Here is a 16,937-nt window from a genome sequence, read left to right as displayed (position 1 = left end):
CCGTGCTGACAGCCCGCTGAGAACTACCCACCGCGACGGAGAAGACTGGGTAACGTGCGCATCGTGCTGATCCGGCAGTTCACCGAGCCCGACTGGCCGCAGGTGTGGGAGATCGTGCGGTCGGTGGTGCGGGCCGCCGACACGTTCCCCTACGACCCCGCGATGACCGAGCAGCAGGCCCGCGCGATCTGGCTGGAGCCCCCGCCCGGCGAGACGGTCGTGGCCGTCGACGGCGACGAGGTGCTCGGCACCGCGAAGGTCGGCGCCAACCGTCCCGGCCCCGGCTCCCACGTCGCCACCGCCAGCTTCATGGTCGCCCCGATCAGCCGCGGCCGGGGGGTCGGCACGGCCCTGCTGCGGTTCGCTCTGTCCTGGGCGAAACAGCACGGGTACGCGGGCATGCAGTTCAACGCCGTGGCCGAGTCCAACAAGACGGCCGTCGACCTCTACCAGCGCCACGGCTTCACGATCGTCGGGACCGTCCCGGGCGCCTTCGCCCACCCCGCGCACGGCCGGGTCGGCCTGCACATCATGTACGCCGACCTGACCGGCTGAGCCGCTCAGAGCCTCGCGACCCGGCGCCCGAGGGCGTGCGGCGCGATCCGCAGCATCGCGGGCATCAGCCGGGTGGCGCCGGGCAGCGCCATCGGCCGGCGCTTGCGCAGCGCCTCGAGCGTGACCGCGGCGACCTCGGCGGGTGGCAGCTTAGCCCCCGTGGCGCCGGCGTTCATGGGTGTGTCCGTGGTGGGCGGGAGCACCTCGAGCACGTGGGTGCCCTGCGGCGCGAGCTGGCGGCGCAGCCCGTCGGCGAACCCGTGCAGTCCGGCCTTGACGGCGCCGTAGGTGGGCGCGCGGGTGGGCGAGACGAGGGCGAAGCCCGAGGTCACGAAGACGATGGCGGTCAGCGGCGGCCACCGCCGCACCACCTCGCCGGTCAGGTGGATCGGCGCCGTGAGGTTGAGGTCGATCTCCTGGTCGAGGGCCGTGGTGGCGTCGCCGTCCGCGGCGAAGTTCCGCTCGACGAACGTGCCGGCGTTGTTGACCAGCACGTCGAGCCGGCCGAACCGGTCGTCGACCGCCGCGAGCAGCGCGGCCCTGGCCTCCGGGACGGTCACGTCGGCCCGCACGGCCAGCGCCTCCGGATGGGCCCGGGCGAAGCGGTCGAGCGCCGTCCGTGACCGGCCGCACACGGCCACCGACGCTCCCTCGGCCAGGAACGCCTCCGCGAGGCTCAGGCCGATGCCCGAGGTGCCTCCGGTGATGAGAACGACCTTGTCCATGCTGTGACCTCCCCATACTTCGGTATCAAGCGATACCGAATGACACCGTACCAGTTTGTAACCGATCGGTACCGAAGAGGTATGCTGGCGCGGTGGAGAGCAGGCGGAAGGTGCCGGTCGGCCGGCCGCGCGGGTTCGACGCCGACGAGGCGCTCGAGCGGGCCGTGCTGGTGTTCTGGGCGCAGGGCTACGAAGGCGCCAGCCTCGACGACCTGACCGGTGCGATGGGCATCACCCGGACGAGCATGTACCGGGCCTTCGGCAACAAGGAGGACCTGTTCCGCCGGGTGCTGCAGCGCTACACCGAGGGCCCGGCGTCGTACTTCGCCCGGGCGCTGCGGGAGCCGGCCGCCCACCAGGTGGCCGCCACGTTCCTCGGCGGCGCGGTCGAGGCGACCACGCGGCCGGGCTGTCCCGCCGGATGCCTCGGCGTGCAGGGGTCGCTGGCCGCCGGCGAGTCCGGCTCCCGGGCCCGCGACATCCTCGCCGCCTGGCGCGAGACGGGCACGGCCCACCTGCGCGACCGCTTCCAGCGGGCCGTCGACGAGGGCGACCTGCCGGCGGGCGCCGACCCCGGCCTGCTCGCCCGCTACCTGATGACCGTGGCGAACGGCATCGCCGTCCAGGCCGCCGGCGGCGCCCCCCGCGACGAGCTCCGGCTGGTCGCCGACCTGGCGCTGCGCGGCTGGCCGCCGGCCGTTTCCTGAGCCGGGGGAGGCGCGGCCCGGGCGCCTTCGCCCACCCCGCACACGGCCGGGTGGGCCTGCACATCATGTACGCCGACCTCAGCGCAACTTCCTGACCAGCAGGCCGTGGCTGCCGTCGGCCTCACGGTGGACTTCGTACGCGTGGAAGGCGTCGCTCACGATGGCGACCAGGTCGGCGAGGTGGGTCCGGAGGGCGGGGTCGCCGGCAGACACGGTCCAGCCCCGGACACGCTGCTCATCGCTCAGGGCCAGGTAGCGGGCCAGCTTGGGCTCCGGCCGGTTCGCCACGCCGAACGCCGCGCCCTGCGCCGCGCAGGTGACCACCACCTTGACGACGTCGTCGGCCCAGTCGACGACCGTCACCCGATAGCGGAGGCGGCCGTCGTCCCACATCCGGCCGGCCCACGTGACCTCGCCCGGCAACGCCTCGCTGTCGAGGATCTCGCGCACGTGGCCGGCCACGCCGTCGGGGTCGAACATGCCTTCAGCGTCGCGGCTCGCCGGCAAGGGCACAAGGGTGCGGCGCCGGCCCGAGCGCGGCGCCGCACCCGTTACGTCACTGCACGCCGAGCAGGTCGACCACGAAGATCAGGGTCTCGTTCGGCTTGATGACGCCGCCGGCGCCGCGGGGGCCGTAGCCCAGGTGCGGCGGGATGGTCAGCTTGCGGCGGCCGCCCACCTTCATGCCGGCCACGCCCTGGTCCCAGCCGGCGATGACCTGGCCGCCGCCCAGCGGGAACGCGAAGGGCTCGCCGCGGTTGTACGAGGCGTCGAACTCGCGGCCGGTCGAGTGCGCGACGCCCACGTAGTGCACGTTCACGTACTGGCCGGGCTGGGCCTCGGGACCGTCGCCGACGGTGATGTCCTCGATCACGAGGTCGGCCGGGGGCGCACCCTCGATGGGGCCGACGTCGGGCTTGTCCATGGGAACTCCATTCGTTGACAGTCGAGCCCCGCCATGCAATCACAGCGCCCGTGACGGCCGGTGGGGACGTGCTGAACGACTCACGCGTGTTCTCCGTATAGGTCCCACGTGAGACTGCATCGTCTGGCCGCGGCCGTGCTGTCGGCGGCCGCCGCCATCGCGCTCGCGCCCGCCGCGCCGGCCGGGGCGCACGGATCGCCGACCACGCCGATCAGCCGCACCGCCGCGTGCGCCTCGGGCGGCGAGCAGACCGGCAGCGCGGCGTGCAGGGCGGCCCGCAAGGCCAACGGCGGCGACTTCGGCCGGTTCGACAACCTGCGCATCGCCGGCGTCGACGGCAAGGACCGCCAGGTCCTTCCCGACGGCGAGCTGTGCAGCGGCGGCCTCGACGCCTTCCGCGGGCTCGATCTGCCGCGCGACGACTTCCCGGCCACGAAGGTGAGCGCGGGCCGGACCCTCACGATCCGCTACCGCGCGACGATCCCGCACGCCGGCGAGTTCCGGGTGTTCCTGACCAGGGCCACGTACGACCCCCGCAAGCCCCTGGCCTGGGACGACCTCGGCAGCAAGCCGCTGGTGACGGTCACCGACCCCGCGCTGGACGACGGGGCGTACGTCCTGAAGGCGAAGCTGCCGCAGCGCGCCGGGCGGCACATCCTCTACGTCGTCTGGGAGACGTCGAGCACCCCGGACACGTACTACTCCTGCTCCGACCTCAGCTTCCCGGCCGCCGCGGCGGCCCGGCCGGCGCCCCCGGCCACGAAGCCGGCCGCGCCCTCGAAGCGCCCGGCCGCCCGGGCGACCACCAGGGCCGCGGCGCGCCCGGTGGCCACGACCCGGACGACGCGGCCGCCGGAGACGCCCCGACCGCAGGATCTGGTGAGCGCCCAGCGGCCCGGCGACGACGATCGGGTCACCCTCGGTCACTGGATCGTCGCGGGTGCGTTGATCTTCGGCCTCGCCGCCGCATCCTGGGCCACCGCGGGCGCACTTCTTCGCAGACGGCGCGAAAACCGTTGAACCGCAACGGTTCCCCCCTCGTACTGATGGGCGTCGACATCCTCCAGCAGGTCCCGTTCCTTCCCCCCGAGGAATCATGAAAGGCCGAGCATGAGTCGAGTTCGTTACGGCTACCGAGCAGCCAACGGTCACCGTGGGGTGAACCGGCGCCGGGTCCTGGCGATCGCCGCCACGGCCGGTGTGGGCGTCTCCGTGGCCGGCGTGGCCGGGCTGAGCCTGGCCGGCGAGTCCGAGGACGCCCCCCGGGGCGCCGGCCCGCTGGTCCTGTCTCTGCGCGACGCCGAGAAGGGCACGTTCGACGTGTTCGCCGGCGGCTCCAAGGTCACGCTCACCGACAAGAAGCTCGCCGCCCGGCTGCTCAAGGCCGCGAAGGGCTGAGGGGACCGACATGTCATCGCATCGCGAAGCCCCGGAGATCAGCAAGGACCCGGTGGCCGACAGCTCCGACCTCTACGCGTTCGTCAGCCCGGACGACCCGGACACGGTGACGATCATCGCCAACTACGTGCCGCTGCAGCTGCCGGCGAGCGGCCCGAACTTCTTCGAGTTCGGCGACGACGTCCTCTACGAGATCCACATCGACTCCAACGGCGACGCGCGGCCCGATCTGACGTACCAGTTCCGGTTCCGCACCGAGCTGCGCAACGACAAGACGTTCCTCTACAACACCGGGCCGATCGACTCGCTCGACAGCGAGAACTGGAACCGCCGGCAGTTCTTCTCGGTCACCAAGGTCGACGCGTACGGCAAGAGCACCGTGCTGGCCAAGCGGCTGCCGTGCCCGCCGTGCAACGTCGGCAAGCTGTCGATCCCCGACTACGACAAGCTCGCCAAGGACGCCGTCGCCAAGCTCAAGACCGGCGAGAAGGTGTTCGCGGGCCAGCGCGCCGACGCGTTCTTCGTCGACCTCGGCGCGATCTTCGACCTGGGCACGCTGCGCCCGTTCCAGGACAAGCACCTGGTCGGGCAGACGCTGTTCAACTACGCGGGCAAGGCGGTCAACGCCACCGACAAGCTCAACGTGCACAGCATCGCGATCCAGGTGCCGCTGGCGGCCGTACGCCGGGACGGCAAGAAAAAGGTCCGCGGGCGCGACCCCGGCGCCGTGATCGGCGTGTGGACCTCGGCGAGCCGGCGCCAGGTGCAGGTGCGCGGCGACCGGGCCGACGACGACGTCGTGGTGGGCCCGCAGGTGCAGGTGTCGCGGCTGGGCAACCCGCTGTTCAACGAGGTCATCGTGCCGATGGCGCAGAAGGACACGTGGAACAGCCTGCCGCCCGCGGAGGACAAGCGGTTCGCCCAGTTCGTCGAGAAGCCGGAGCTGCAGACGCTGCTGCCGGTGCTCTACCCGGGCCTGTTCGACAAGCTCGCCGCCCGCGACAAGACCGGCAAGCCCCGCGCCGACCTGGTGGCGATCCTGCTGACCGGCATCCCGGACGGCGTCGTCGAGAACTTCCAGAACACCACCGGCGAGGTGCAGGCCGACATGCTGCGGCTCAACACGGCCGTGCCGCCGGCCAAGGAGCCCAGCAAGTTCGGCGTGCTCGGCGGCGACCTGGCCGGCTTCCCCAACGGCCGGCGCATCGCCGACGACGTGGTCTCGATCTCGCTGCGGGCCATCGCCGGCGCCACCCTGCCGCTGGTCGAGAAGGACTTCGAGCCCGACGCCGCGGCCGCGCTGGTCGAGCAGGGACTCAGCATCAAGGACGCGAGCGCCGGGCTGCTCAAGCACTTCCCGTACCTCGGCACCCCCTTCGACGGATTCGGCAACCCCCTTCCCGCCACCCCGACCGCCGCCCCTGAAACGGACTGAAGGCTGACCATGACTTCCGAGCACTCCTGGCACAGCATGACGCCCTCCGGGCAGGGGACGGTCATGCTCAACATCGGCAACGGCATCGGCGCGCTGATCATCAACACGCCCGGCCGGATGCACGGCCGCGAGATCGAGGTCAGCCCGGTCGAGGACCCGGCACGGCGCACCCACGCGGCCGTCCGCGCCCGCTACGTGTGGGGCGGCGTCTGCTACAGCGTGGTGCTCGACAGCCTGCCCCGCGGCCGCTACACCGTCTGGGACGACCCGGTCACGCCGCTGGGCGAGGTCGAGGTGCCCGACGGCGGGGTCGCCGAGTTCACCTGGCCGGTGACTTCCGAGGTCCCGCAACCGGTGTAGCGGTCTAGGGTGGACGCCATGGCCGGCGTCCACCAGTTGCGCCCGGGCGCGGAGACACCCGTCCGCTTCGAGCTCGCCACGACCGATGTGGACGAGGCACGCGCCTTCTGCCGCCGCCTGTTCTACGGCCCGTTGCGGGTGGACCCGGTCGGCGACCGGTCCGGGTTCGCCTTCCGCGGCGAGGTGGTGTCGTTCGGGCCGCTCACGGTCGGCGAGATCAGCTACGGCAGCGACATCCACGTCGCCATCGCCGACCTCGAGACGTCGTACCACGTGCTCTCGCCGCTGACCGGCATGCTGCACTCGCGGCACCGGGGCAACACGGTGCTCGCCGACCCGACCCGGGCCGCGGTCTACCGCCCGATCGGCGACATCGAGCTGGAGTGGCCGGGCACGTGCCGGCTGCTCAGCGTCAAGGTCGAGCGCGCCGCCCTGGAACGCGAGCTCGACGCGGCGCTCGACCAGCGGGTCGTGACGCCGCTGCTGCTGGGCGACAGCTTCAGCGCGGTCGACGCGCCCGGGCGCACCTGGGTGTCGCTGGTGCGGCTGCTCTTCGGCGAGCTGCGACGCGGCGACGGGCTGTCCGCGGAACCGCGCATGGCCGCCCGCTGGCGCGACATGGTGGTCAGCGGGCTGGCGTTGACGGTCGAGCACCCGTACGGCGAGGAACCGGCAGGGCTGCAGGGGCCGAACCGTCCGCGCACGGTGAAACGCACGCTCGACGCGATGCACGCCGAACCGTGGCGCCAGTTCACCGCGGCCGAGCTGGCCGCGGTGGCCGGGGTGGGCGTGCGCGTGCTGCAGGAGTCGTTCCGGCAGCACGTCGGCATGTCGCCGCTGACCTACCTGCGGCGATTACGCCTCGACGGGGTGCACGCCGAGCTGACCCGCGCCGACCCGTGGCAGGTCAACGTGTCCGAGGTGGCGTACCGCTGGGGGTTCACCCACCTCGGACGCTTCGCCGGCGCCTACCGCGAGCGGTACGGCGTCTCGCCCTCGCAGACGCTGCGCGAGCGCCGCTAGCCCGATCCGGCCGCCGCCCCTGAACGGGAAGACGTCAGAGCTCGACTTCCTGGCCCTTGCCGATGACGACCACCCCGTTGTCCGAGACCGTGTAGAGCTTGCGGTCACGGTCGAGGTCGACGCCGATCTGCGCGCCCTCCGGGACGATGACGTTCTTGTCGATGATCGCGTTGCGGATGATCGCGCGCCGGCCGACCTGCACGCCCTCCATCAGCACCGAGCCCTCGACGTGCGCCCACGAGTTGACCCGCACGTTCGGCGAGATCACCGAGCGCTCGACCAGCGAGCCCGACACCACGACCCCCGGCGAGATCATCGACTCGATCGCGCGGCCCTGCCGGTCGTCGTAGCCGTGCACGAACTTCGCCGGCGGCCACGAGCCGTAGTTCGTGAAGATCGGCCAGTCGTGGTTGTAGAGGTTGAAGATCGGCTCGGTGGCGATGAGGTCCATGTGGGCCTCGTAGAACGAGTCGAGCGTCCCCACGTCGCGCCAGTAGCCGCGGTCGCGGTCGCTGCTGCCCGGCACCGAGTTGTCGCGGAAGTCGTAGACGTTGGCCTCGCCGCGCTCGACGAGCATCGGGATGATGTTGCCGCCCATGTCGTGCTTGCTGTCCGGGTCCTTGGCGTCCTTGGAGACGGCCTCGCACAGCGCCCGGGTGGTGAAGACGTAGTTGCCCATCGACGCGAAGATCTCGTCCGGCGCGTCGGGCAGCCCGTTCACCTCCTTGGGCTTCTCGATGAACTGCCGGATCTTCTTGCCGTCCTCGGCCACGTCGATGACGCCGAACTGGTCGGACAGCGACTTGGGCTGGCGGATGCCGGCCACTGTGACCGAGGCGCCCGAGGCGATGTGGTCCTGGACCATCTGCTTCGGGTCCATGCGGTAGATGTGGTCGGCGCCGAACACGATGACGTAGTCGGGCGACTCGTCGTTGATGAGGTTGAGGCTCTGGTAGATGGCGTCCGCCGAGCCGGCGAACCACCGCGGGCCCAGCCGCTGCTGGGCGGGCACCGGCGTGACGTAGTTGCCGAGCAGCGTCGACATGCGCCACGTCTTGGAGATGTGCCGGTCGAGCGAGTGCGACTTGTACTGGGTCAGCACGACGATCTTCAGATAGCCGCCGTTGGCCAGATTCGACAGCACAAAGTCGATCATGCGATAGATGCCGCCGAACGGGACGCCGGGTTTGGCCCGGTCCGCCGTCAGGGGCATCAGGCGCTTACCCTCACCACCGGCCAGAACGATCGCAAGCACCTTGACAGCCATGGAAGGACGCTAACTTTCCGCCAGCCGGAGCGCCAGCCGAAGAGACCAACTCGCCGAGCCCACCACGGCGAGTGGCCAGGATAGCGGATCTTGGTGTACCGCGTGTGGCCATCCCGAGCCCCGTTACCTCCTTGATCGTCCCCGGCCGGGGACTGCTCGGTCTCCCGGGCCGCGCATGACTTACTGCCCCTGTCGTACGGATGATCCGGGGGTGTTGTCACCGGGCCGGGTGGCGTCGATGGACCGCTGACAGGGACACGGCCACCCGCAGGGTTGGGGTAGGTCTCTTCGTAACGTGGCTGCGGCAGTCGACGCCAGACTGGCGATCGAGACGGCAGGCGATGTCGCGGGGAGGCGATGCGGTGCACGGCGACTATCAGGTGTTTCTCGGTCCTGATGTCGGCAAGGACGGCCACCACGCCGTCGCCTGCGGCCACCAGGTCGCCTACTCACCTGGCCTGGCGATGCGCCGGATCGCTGATCTGCACCCTGGCACGGCGAAGACCGACGCCCGTGACGCCTATGTGATCGCCGACGCCACCCGCACGCTGCCGCACACGCTTCGCCGCGTCGACGTCGGCGACGAAACACTCGCCGAGCTGGAAGTTCTGGTCGGCTTCGACGATGACCTGGCCGGGGAAGCGATCCGGCTGGCCAACCGCATCCGCGCCCTGCTCACCCAGGTCCACCCCGCCCTGGAACGCGTAATGGGGCCGCTAGTGCAGCACAAGGCCGTCCTGGAATTGCTGTCGCGCTGCGGTGGCCCGGCCGGGCTCCGCAAGGCAGCGCCCAAGGCACGCCGCCCTGACCTGTCTGGCCCGCCGCCGCTGCGACGTCCTGTTCGCCATGCTGCGCGACAAGGTCCCCTACCAACCTCGGACAGCTACCGCTTGACCAAACCCATAGGGACACCCCCGCCCAGGGGAGCGGAACGACCGTACCCGCTGTCAAGCGCGAACGACCTCGTCATCCACAGGCGTGAGCGCGGCGCGCGGGCGGTGCAGGTACTAGGCTGCGGGCGTGGCCGAGAGATTGCGCGTTGACCTCATCACCCGCGAGTACCCGCCGGAGGTGTACGGCGGCGCCGGCGTCCATCTGGAATACCTGACCCGCGACCTGCGCGCGCTCGCCGACGTGCGGGTGCACTGCTTCGGCGCGCCGCGCGACGAGCCCGGTGTGACGGCCTATCCGGAGCCCGCCGAGCTGGCCGGCGCCAACGCGGCGCTGCGTACGATGGGCGTCGACCTCGAGATCGCCGCGGGCGCCGAGGGCACCGACATCGTGCACAGCCACACCTGGTACGCGAACTTCGCCGGGCACACCGCCAAGCTGCTGCACGGGGTGCCGCACGTGGTGACCACGCACAGCCTCGAGCCGCTGCGCCCGTGGAAGGCCGAGCAGCTCGGCGGCGGCTACGCGCTGTCCTCGTTCTGCGAGCGGGTCGCGATCGAGAATGCCGACGCGGTCATCGCCGTGTCCGGCGGCATGCGGCGCGACGTGCTCCAGGCGTACCCCTCGGTCGACCCGGCCAAGGTGCAGGTCGTCTACAACGGCATCGACACCGAGCTGTACACGCCGAACCACGGCACCGACGTGATCGAGCGGCTCGGCATCGACCTCGACCGGCCCAGCGTGGTCTTCGTCGGCCGCATCACCCGCCAGAAGGGCCTGCCCTACCTGCTGCGCGCCTGCCGGTCGCTGCCCGCCGAGACGCAGATCGTGCTGCTGGCCGGCGCGCCCGACACCAAGGAGATCGCCGCCGAGGTCGAGGGGCTGGCCGACGAGCTGCGCGCGGCCCGCGACGAGCGCGGCGTGATCTGGGTGCAGGAGATGCTGCCCAAGCACGAGGTCATCCAGGTGCTCACCCACGCGACCGTGTTCGCGTGCCCGTCGGTCTACGAGCCGATGGGCATCGTGAACCTCGAGGCGATGGCCTGCGAGACGGCCGTGGTGGCGACCGCGACCGGCGGCATCCCCGAGGTCGTGGCCGACGGCGAGACCGGCCTGCTGGTGCCGATCGAGCAGGTGCAGGACGGCACGGGCACGCCGGTGGACCCCGACAAGTTCGTCGCCGACCTCGCCGCGACCATGACCGAGCTCGTCGAGGACCCGGCCCGGGCGCGGGAGATGGGGCTGGCCGGCCGGCGGCGCGCGGTCGAGCAGTTCAGCTGGTCGCGGATCGCGGAGCAGACCCTCGCGGTCTACCGGACGGTTCTTTAGGGGTCCTGCCGGTCCCGTGCCGCGGCAATGATCGGCGCGGCAGGGCACACTGGTCCGCATGCTCCGCGTCCCCCGGCCGCCGGTCCGCCTCACGCTCGCGCTCGCCTCGGTCATCTTCGCGACGGCGGTCCTCGGGGTCGGGCTGCTGCGGGCGGCGACCTACAAGCCCACGCCGGCGGCGGGCGCGCCCTGGGTCACGCCCACGCCGTCGGCCCCGGCCGGCGCGGAGGGCCGGTGCGGCACGGTGCCGGTGCGGGCGGCCCGGGAGCTGCGCGGCATGTGGCTCACCACGGTGGCCAACATCGACTTCCCCAGCCGGCGGGGCCTGTCGCAGGCGCAGGTCAAGGCGGAGTACCAGCGCTGGCTCGACCTCGCCGTGGCGCAGCGCCACAACGCGATCTTCGTGCACGTGCGGCCCAGCGGCGACGCGTTCTGGCCCTCGGCGTACGCCCCCTGGTCGGAGTGGCTGACCGGCCGGCGCGACGGCGCCTCGCCCGGGTGGGACCCCCTGGCGTACATGGTGAGTGAGGCCCACGCCCGCAACCTGGAGTTCCACGCGTGGTTCAACCCCTACCGCGGCACCCAGCCCGGCCCGGTCGGCCCGGGCGCCGACTTCGCCAAGCTGGCGCCCAGCCATCCGCTGCTCAAGCACCGCGACTGGGCGATCGCCTACCCCGAGGGCCGCACGGCGCGGCTCTACTTCGACCCCGGCATCCCGGCGGCGCGCAAGTTCGTCGAGGACGCGATGCTCGAGGCCGTGCGCACGTACGACGTGGACGGCGTGCACTTCGACGACTTCTTCTACCCGTACCCCGAAGCCGGTCAGGACTTCCCGGACGACGCCTCGTACGCCCGCTACGGCGCCGGCAAGCCGCGCGCCCAGTGGCGGCGCGACAACGTCGACACGCTGGTCCGCGAGATGCACGAGCGCCTCCAGCAGCTCAAGCCGTGGGTGAAGTTCGGCATCAGCCCGTTCGGCATCTGGCGCAACCGGACCAACGACCCCGACGGCTCCGACAGCAGCGGGCTCGAGGCCTACGACGCGATCTACGCCGACACCCGCAAGTGGGTGCAGCAGGGGTGGCTCGACTACATCGTGCCGCAGCTCTACTGGACGATCGGCTTCGCCAAGGCCGACTACGCAAAGCTGCTGCCCTGGTGGACGGCGCTGACCAAGGGCACGAACGTGCAGCTCTACATCGGCATGGCCGACTACCGCGTCGGCGAGCCGGGCGCGTGGAGCGACCCTGCCCAGCTCGACCGGCAGCTGGCGCTCAACGACCGGTACGGCGTACAGGGCCAGGTGCACTTCAGCGCGAAGCAGATCCGCGCCGACCGGCTCGGCGCCGTGACCCGCTACCGCGACCAGCACTACGCCGCGCCCGCGCTGGTGCCGCGGATGGCACGGCTGCCGGTCGCCCGCCCGTCCGCGCCGCGTCTGCTCTCGGCGGCCCGCTCCGACAAGGGCGTACGCCTGCAGGCGTCGGCCGAGGGCGCCACGAGCTGGGCCCTCTACCGGGTGGCCGGCGCCTCCGCGTCGCTCGTCGCCACCGGCCGGGCCGGCGTCGAGGTCGTCGATCCCGCCGCGCCCGCGGGCCCGGTGACGTACTGCCTCAGCGGCCTCGACCGGTCCGGCAACGAGGGTCCGGTCAGCGCGCCGCTGACTGCTTCCTGACCGCGGCCTCCGCGAGCTCCCACAGCCGGTCGGCGGCGTCCGGGTCGACCGACCACCGGGCCACGCCCAGGGCCGGCTCCGGGCCGCCGGCGACGACCGCGGCCTCCTGGTTGTCCTCGTCGAAGTAGCGGCCGGTCACCCCGCGCAGCAGCGGCGACGCGGCCAGCATGACCTCCCCGGCGGCGCCCTGCTCGGGCGTCTTGAAGCCGTCGGCGTGCAGCAGGTTGCCGTCGTCGTCCATCGCGCCCATCGCCCGCATCGTGGCCGGGGGCAGGTGGCGCTGCAGGTTGGTGTGGATGCGGCCGGGGTTGACGGCGTTCGCCGTACGGCCGGGGTCGCGGCGGCTCAGCGCGACGGCGAGCAGCACCTCGGCCGCCTTGCTCTGGCTGTAGGCAACCCACGGGTCGTACGGGCGCCGCTCGAAGTGCGGGTCGTCGAAGTCGACGCCGCCGCGCAGCTGGGCGCCGGAGCTCACCAGCACGATCCGGGCGTCGTCGCTCAGCCGCAGGCCGGTGATCAACGCGAAGTGCCCGAGGAAGTTCGTCGCGAGCTGGACCTCCCACCCGGCCGCGGTCGTGCGGCGCTCGGGCACGGCCATGACGCCCGCGTTGGCGATGACGGCGTCGACGGTCGTGTCGAGTCCTTCGACGTACGACCGGACCGCGTCGAGGTCGGCGAGGTCGAGCTCGAGGCGCGTCGGGGCGAGGACCTCGGCGCCCGCGTCGCGCAGCGCGTCCGCGGCGGCGCGGCCCAGCCCCGAGCCGCCACCGGTGATCAGCATGCGCCGCCCGGTGAGATCGACGCCGGCGAGCACCTCGGCCGCCGTGGTCCGCGGCCCGAACGGAGTGTGGATCAATGTCATGCCACCATGGTGCGCCGGACGAGCTGGACGCTGAATGGCTGAGCATCCATGATTGTTGCGTGAGCGTCCAAGCCGATCCGCTCGAAGACGTGCTCGCCCTCGTCGGCGTCACCGGCAGCTTCTCCGTGGCGCTGGCGGCCGGCGGCGACTGGGCGGTGGCGTTCGAACCCCCGCCGGCGGTCAAGTTCAACGCCGTACGCCGGGGCGGCTGCCTGCTGCTCGCCGCCGGCGCGGTCGTCGAGCTGCACCCCGGCGACTGCTTCCTGCTGCCGCGGCCCATCCCGTTCACGCTCGCCGGCTCGCTCGACGTGCCACCCGTGCCCGCCCATCCGATCTTCGCCGCCGCCAAGGACGGCGTCGCCCGCACCGGCACCGGCGACGACGTGTTCCTGCTGGGGGGCCGCTTCGCTTTCGGCGAGCGCGCCCAGAACCTGCTGCTCGACGCGCTGCCCCCGGTCGTGCACGTCCCCGGCGCCACCCCTGCGGCCGCCACCGTCCGCTGGGCCCTCGACCAGATCGACGCCGAGCTGCGCGACCACCCACCCGCATCGACCCTGGTGACCGAGCACCTGGCGCTGGTCATGCTGATCCACCTGCTGCGGCTGCACCTGGCCTCCGGCGCGCCCACCTCCGGTTGGCCCGCCGGCCTGACCGACCCCGTGGTCGGCCCCGCCCTGCGCGCGATGCACGGCAACCCCGCGCGCGCCTGGACCGTGGCCGACCTGGCCGCCGTAGCCTCCGTCTCCCGCTCCTCCCTGGCCGCCCGCTTCAAGCGGGTCGTCGGCCAGGCCCCGCTCGACTACTTGACCGGCTGGCGCATCGAGCTGGCCGCCGCCCACCTCCGCCGCGGCGACCACACTCTGGCCCACATCGCCCGCACCGTCGGCTACAGCTCGGAGAGCGCCTTGAGCAGCGCTTTCAAACGGGTGACCGGCTCCTCCCCGCGCACCTACCGCCTCCACCGCTGACCACCTCCTCGCCCCGCCTCGCCCCGGCTCGCCGCGCCCGGGCTCGCCTTGCATCGTCTCGCCTTCCCCGGGCCGCCTCTCTCTGGGCCGCCTCGCCCCGCCTCGCCTCGCTCCCGCCGCCTCGCTCGCCCTGACCTGCCTCGCTCGCTCTCACCTGCCTCGCTCGCCTTGGCCAGCCTCGCCTCGCCTTGCCTTGGCCCGCCTTCCTCCGGCCCGCCTTGCCCCGCCTCACCTCGCTCCGTGCCGCCTCGCTTGCCCGACCTGCCTCGCTTGCCTTGGCCAGCCTTGCCTCGCCCCGGACCGCCTCACTCTGGGCCGCCTCGCTCCGCCGGGGACGCCTCACTCTGGGCCGCCTCGCCTTGCGCTGGCCCGCTCCACATTGCCCCGGTATCACCTCGGCGCCGCTGGCCCATTCGCCCGCGCAGCCCCCGTCGTCGGGGCGATTCGCCGCGGAGCTCATCGCTGGACCGTTGCCAGCGCTGTGCCTGTCACCGGCCAATTTGCCGCGCGGGCCCGCCGCCGGTCGATGTGCCGTGCGGTGCCCGCCCCTACTGGTTCCTCGTATGGACCGTCGCCGGCCGGTCTGCGGCACGGGCCTGTCATTGCTTGGTTCGTCGTGCGGCCGTCACCGACCGGTCTGCGGCACGGCACGCCGTTGCGAGCGGTCGTGGGTTGGCCGATGTCCTCGCCGTTGCGGGCGGCCGTGCGTTCGTCGATGCCCTCGCCGTCGCGGGCGGCGGTGCGTTGGCCGATGTCCTCGCCGACGCACGCGGCCGCGCGTACGCCGACGCCCTTGCTGGAATCGCCCGCGCCATCCGGGTGTGCCGAGCGAGCGGAGACCCGCAGGTGAGATCCCGCGACCTGCTACCTCAGTCGAAGTGGATGCGCATCAGTCTGCTGTCGGCCCAGTCCGCCAACCTCGTCGGACGGATCGTGCCGGGGTCGTGGGGCTGGTTGAGGTCGTCGACGATGGCGGCCAGGACCGCCGCTCGTTCGGCCGGGTCGGTGACGGTGGTGGCGTGGGCCGGGAGGTCGGCCTTGACGCCGTTCTTCAGGTGGAAGGTGAAGGCGGGGTGGGCGCGCAGGTTCGCGTACCAGCCGGTGGGCCCTCCGCCCGCGCCGCTGCAGAGGTAGGTGGCGCCGTGGGCGCGGTAGAAGAAGATCTCGATGCGGCGGGGTCGTCCGGTGCGCCGCCCGAGGGTAGTGATGTCCACGGTCCGTTCGCGGGTGCCGGCCGCGGGCGTGATCTCGATGGCTCGCCTGATCTCCGGCGGCAGGTGCGCGAGCGACATCATGCGGCTTCGTTCTTGAGTGCGGGTCCGAGCAGCAGGCCGCCGTCGACGATGTGCTCGGCGCCGGTGATGAAGGCGGCCTGGGGCGAGGCGAGGAACAGCAACGTCGCCGTGATGTCGGCGGGTTGTCCGAGCCGGGGGACGGCGAACGGCTCGGGGGAGTAGAAGTCGGCGATCGGGGCGTCGGCGCCGGCCGCCGGTTCGGTGATGAACGCGGTGGCCACGACGCCGGGGTGGATGGTGTTGACCCGGATGTTGTCGCGACCCAGTTCGAGGGCGGCGGTCCGGGTGAGCCCGCGGACGGCCCACTTGCCGGCGACGTAGGGCGCGTAGAAGGCGGTGCCGCCGGTGCCCATGGTGGAGCCGATGTTGATGATCGCTCCGCCGCCGGCTCGTCGCAGCGCCGGTGCGGCGGCCCTGATGCCGAGGAACGTGCCGGTGAGGTTGATGTCGAGGATGCGGGTCCACGTGGCCCGGTCGGTGGCCTCGATCAGGGCCGGCGGGTTCTGCACTCCGGCGTTGTTGACGAGGATGGTGAGCCCGCCGAAGGCCCGTTCGGTAGCCGCGACGGCGGCGGCCCACGATTTCTCGTCGGAGACGTCGAGGCGTACGAAAAGGGCTCTGTCACCCAGGTCGGCGGCGAGGGCGGCGCCGCGCTCGGCGTCGATGTCGCCGATGACGACGTTGGCGCCCTCGGCGTGGAAGGCGCGTACGTGACTGGCGCCCTGGCCGCCGGTGCCGCCGGTGACGAGAACGGTTTGAGCGGTGAAGCGGGACATGGGGTCCTCCGGCCGCGGAACAGATGGTGAGTCGAGCGACTCACCGTGACGACGGTACGTCGCCCGCGAGTGGTGAGTCAACCCACTCACCTCGCTATGATCGCCGCATGACGACCTATCACCAGCGGGTGGCTCAGCAGAAGCGCGCGCTGATCGTGCAGGCCGCCACCCGGCTGTTCCTCGAGCTGGGCTACGACCGGGCGTCGCTGGCGCGCATCGCCGAGGAGGCCGGGGTGTCGAAGGCGACGTTGTTCAAGCAGTTCCCGACCAAGGCGGCCCTGTTCGACGCCATCGTCATCGACTCCTGGGCCGGCGGGGACGAGGCCGAGGTGCCGTCCGTGGGTGATCTGGAAGCCGGCCTGACCGCGCTGGGGCGGCACTATGCGGCGCTGCTGAGCCGGCCGGGGATGGTGGATCTGTTCCGCATCGTCATCGCCGAGCTGCCCCGCTTTCCGGACCTGGCCAGGGCGCACTTCGCCGAGGGCAAGCTCCCTTACTTCGAGACGGTCCGCACCTACCTGGTCGCCGAGCAGGACGCGGGGACGGCGGACGTCGCGGATCCGCGGATGGCCGCCACGCAGTTCCTCGGGATGATCTCCAACTACCTGTTCTGGCCGAGGCTGGTGGTCCCGGGATGGACGGTGCCGCCGGACCGCGCGGGCGCGGTGGTGGACGACGCCGTCCGCACCATGGTTGCGCGATACGGCCGGCACGGGACCCGATAGAGACAGCGGCGGGGCGGCGCG

At 72.1% G+C, this 16,937-nt stretch carries 18 protein-coding genes and 1 pseudogene; 12 read left to right on the top strand and 7 right to left on the bottom strand.

Annotation, left to right across the window (positions count from 1 at the left end; all coding sequences use genetic code 11):
* Positions 1-63 precede the first annotated feature (63 nt).
* Positions 64-555 carry an N-acetyltransferase family protein gene (locus ACSNN8_RS41305; protein WP_436656753.1) on the top strand — a complete coding sequence of 164 codons (492 nt, stop codon included), beginning with the start codon at positions 64-66 and terminating at the stop codon, positions 553-555.
* 5 nt (positions 556-560) lie between these two features.
* Here ACSNN8_RS41305 and ACSNN8_RS41300 read toward each other — a convergent pair whose 3' ends face one another.
* Positions 561-1,280 carry an SDR family NAD(P)-dependent oxidoreductase gene (locus ACSNN8_RS41300; protein WP_436656551.1) on the bottom strand — a complete coding sequence of 240 codons (720 nt, stop codon included), beginning with the start codon at positions 1,278-1,280 and terminating at the stop codon, positions 561-563.
* A gap of 92 nt (positions 1,281-1,372) precedes the next feature.
* On the opposite strand from ACSNN8_RS41300, the gene ACSNN8_RS41295 reads away from it, so the two are divergent.
* A complete protein-coding gene (locus ACSNN8_RS41295) occupies positions 1,373-1,987 on the top strand; it encodes a TetR/AcrR family transcriptional regulator (protein ID WP_436656549.1) in 615 nt (204 codons plus the stop codon).
* A gap of 78 nt (positions 1,988-2,065) precedes the next feature.
* On the opposite strand, the gene ACSNN8_RS41290 is transcribed toward ACSNN8_RS41295, so the two are convergent.
* Together ACSNN8_RS41290 and ACSNN8_RS41285 are read right to left on the bottom strand one after the other, a co-directional pair.
* The gene (locus ACSNN8_RS41290) at positions 2,066-2,467 is read right to left on the bottom strand and encodes a hypothetical protein (RefSeq protein ID WP_436656547.1); all 402 of its coding nucleotides are present in this window, start codon (positions 2,465-2,467) and stop codon (positions 2,066-2,068) included.
* Between the two features lie 76 nt (positions 2,468-2,543).
* Positions 2,544-2,912 carry an FKBP-type peptidyl-prolyl cis-trans isomerase gene (locus ACSNN8_RS41285; RefSeq protein WP_436656545.1) on the bottom strand — a complete coding sequence of 123 codons (369 nt, stop codon included), beginning with the start codon at positions 2,910-2,912 and terminating at the stop codon, positions 2,544-2,546.
* Between the two features lie 108 nt (positions 2,913-3,020).
* Here ACSNN8_RS41285 and ACSNN8_RS41280 point away from each other — a divergent pair, with 108 nt between their 5' ends.
* The 5 genes from ACSNN8_RS41280 (at position 3,021) to ACSNN8_RS41260 (ending at position 7,128) form a co-directional block, all read left to right on the top strand.
* Positions 3,021-3,932 carry a lytic polysaccharide monooxygenase gene (locus tag ACSNN8_RS41280; RefSeq protein WP_436656543.1) on the top strand — a complete coding sequence of 304 codons (912 nt, stop codon included), beginning with the start codon at positions 3,021-3,023 and terminating at the stop codon, positions 3,930-3,932.
* Positions 3,933-4,022: 90 nt separating this feature from the next.
* Positions 4,023-4,310 carry a hypothetical protein gene (locus tag ACSNN8_RS41275; RefSeq protein ID WP_436656541.1) on the top strand — a complete coding sequence of 96 codons (288 nt, stop codon included), beginning with the start codon at positions 4,023-4,025 and terminating at the stop codon, positions 4,308-4,310.
* Positions 4,311-4,320: 10 nt separating this feature from the next.
* Positions 4,321-5,745, top strand: a complete 1,425-nt coding sequence (locus tag ACSNN8_RS41270; protein WP_436656539.1) for a DUF4331 domain-containing protein — start codon at positions 4,321-4,323, stop codon at positions 5,743-5,745.
* A 9-nt stretch (positions 5,746-5,754) separates the two neighbouring features.
* Positions 5,755-6,105 (top strand): phospholipase, encoded by a 351-nt coding sequence (locus ACSNN8_RS41265; protein ID WP_436656537.1) that lies wholly within the window; start codon positions 5,755-5,757, stop codon positions 6,103-6,105.
* Positions 6,106-6,123: 18 nt separating this feature from the next.
* Positions 6,124-7,128 (top strand): AraC family transcriptional regulator, encoded by a 1,005-nt coding sequence (locus tag ACSNN8_RS41260; protein WP_436656535.1) that lies wholly within the window; start codon positions 6,124-6,126, stop codon positions 7,126-7,128.
* 34 nt (positions 7,129-7,162) lie between these two features.
* Here the strand turns inward: ACSNN8_RS41260 and glgC are convergent, their stop codons facing one another.
* Complete coding sequence (gene glgC, locus ACSNN8_RS41255) at positions 7,163-8,395, bottom strand: glucose-1-phosphate adenylyltransferase (RefSeq protein ID WP_436656533.1); 1,233 nt, start codon at positions 8,393-8,395, stop codon at positions 7,163-7,165.
* Positions 8,396-8,736: 341 nt separating this feature from the next.
* Here glgC and ACSNN8_RS41250 point away from each other — a divergent pair.
* From ACSNN8_RS41250 to ACSNN8_RS41240, 3 genes and pseudogenes are all read left to right on the top strand, one after another.
* Positions 8,737-9,189: pseudogene (locus ACSNN8_RS41250) on the top strand (IS110 family transposase); the annotation flags it as partial.
* A 226-nt stretch (positions 9,190-9,415) separates the two neighbouring features.
* Positions 9,416-10,615, top strand: coding sequence for a glycogen synthase (gene glgA / locus ACSNN8_RS41245; protein WP_436656531.1), 1,200 nt, complete (start codon positions 9,416-9,418; stop codon positions 10,613-10,615).
* A gap of 58 nt (positions 10,616-10,673) precedes the next feature.
* The gene (locus ACSNN8_RS41240) at positions 10,674-12,290 is read left to right on the top strand and encodes a glycoside hydrolase family 10 protein (protein ID WP_436656529.1); all 1,617 of its coding nucleotides are present in this window, start codon (positions 10,674-10,676) and stop codon (positions 12,288-12,290) included.
* Here the strand turns inward: ACSNN8_RS41240 and ACSNN8_RS41235 are convergent.
* A complete protein-coding gene (locus ACSNN8_RS41235) occupies positions 12,265-13,152 on the bottom strand; it encodes an SDR family NAD(P)-dependent oxidoreductase (protein ID WP_436656527.1) in 888 nt (295 codons plus the stop codon). The two genes, ACSNN8_RS41240 and ACSNN8_RS41235, sit on opposite strands and share 26 nt — an antisense overlap.
* Before the next feature lie 59 nt (positions 13,153-13,211).
* On the opposite strand from ACSNN8_RS41235, the gene ACSNN8_RS41230 reads away from it, so the two are divergent.
* Positions 13,212-14,120 carry an AraC family transcriptional regulator gene (locus tag ACSNN8_RS41230; protein ID WP_436656525.1) on the top strand — a complete coding sequence of 303 codons (909 nt, stop codon included), beginning with the start codon at positions 13,212-13,214 and terminating at the stop codon, positions 14,118-14,120.
* 869 nt (positions 14,121-14,989) lie between these two features.
* Here the strand turns inward: ACSNN8_RS41230 and ACSNN8_RS41225 are convergent.
* Positions 14,990-15,415, bottom strand: a complete 426-nt coding sequence (locus ACSNN8_RS41225) for a nitroreductase/quinone reductase family protein (protein ID WP_436656523.1) — start codon at positions 15,413-15,415, stop codon at positions 14,990-14,992.
* Positions 15,412-16,191: an SDR family NAD(P)-dependent oxidoreductase gene (locus tag ACSNN8_RS41220; protein ID WP_436656521.1), complete on the bottom strand. Its 780-nt coding sequence runs from the start codon at positions 16,189-16,191 to the stop codon at positions 15,412-15,414. The genes ACSNN8_RS41225 and ACSNN8_RS41220 overlap by 4 nt, the downstream gene beginning before the upstream one ends.
* A 107-nt stretch (positions 16,192-16,298) precedes the next feature.
* Here ACSNN8_RS41220 and ACSNN8_RS41215 point away from each other — a divergent pair, with 107 nt between their 5' ends.
* Positions 16,299-16,916: a TetR/AcrR family transcriptional regulator gene (locus ACSNN8_RS41215; protein ID WP_436656519.1), complete on the top strand. Its 618-nt coding sequence runs from the start codon at positions 16,299-16,301 to the stop codon at positions 16,914-16,916.
* The last annotated feature ends 21 nt before the right edge of the window (positions 16,917-16,937 follow it).

This window comes from Actinoplanes sp. URMC 104 (genome assembly GCF_051386375.1).
Lineage (GTDB): Bacteria > Actinomycetota > Actinomycetes > Mycobacteriales > Micromonosporaceae > Actinoplanes.
This window is presented reverse-complemented; position numbering and strand designations above follow the sequence as displayed.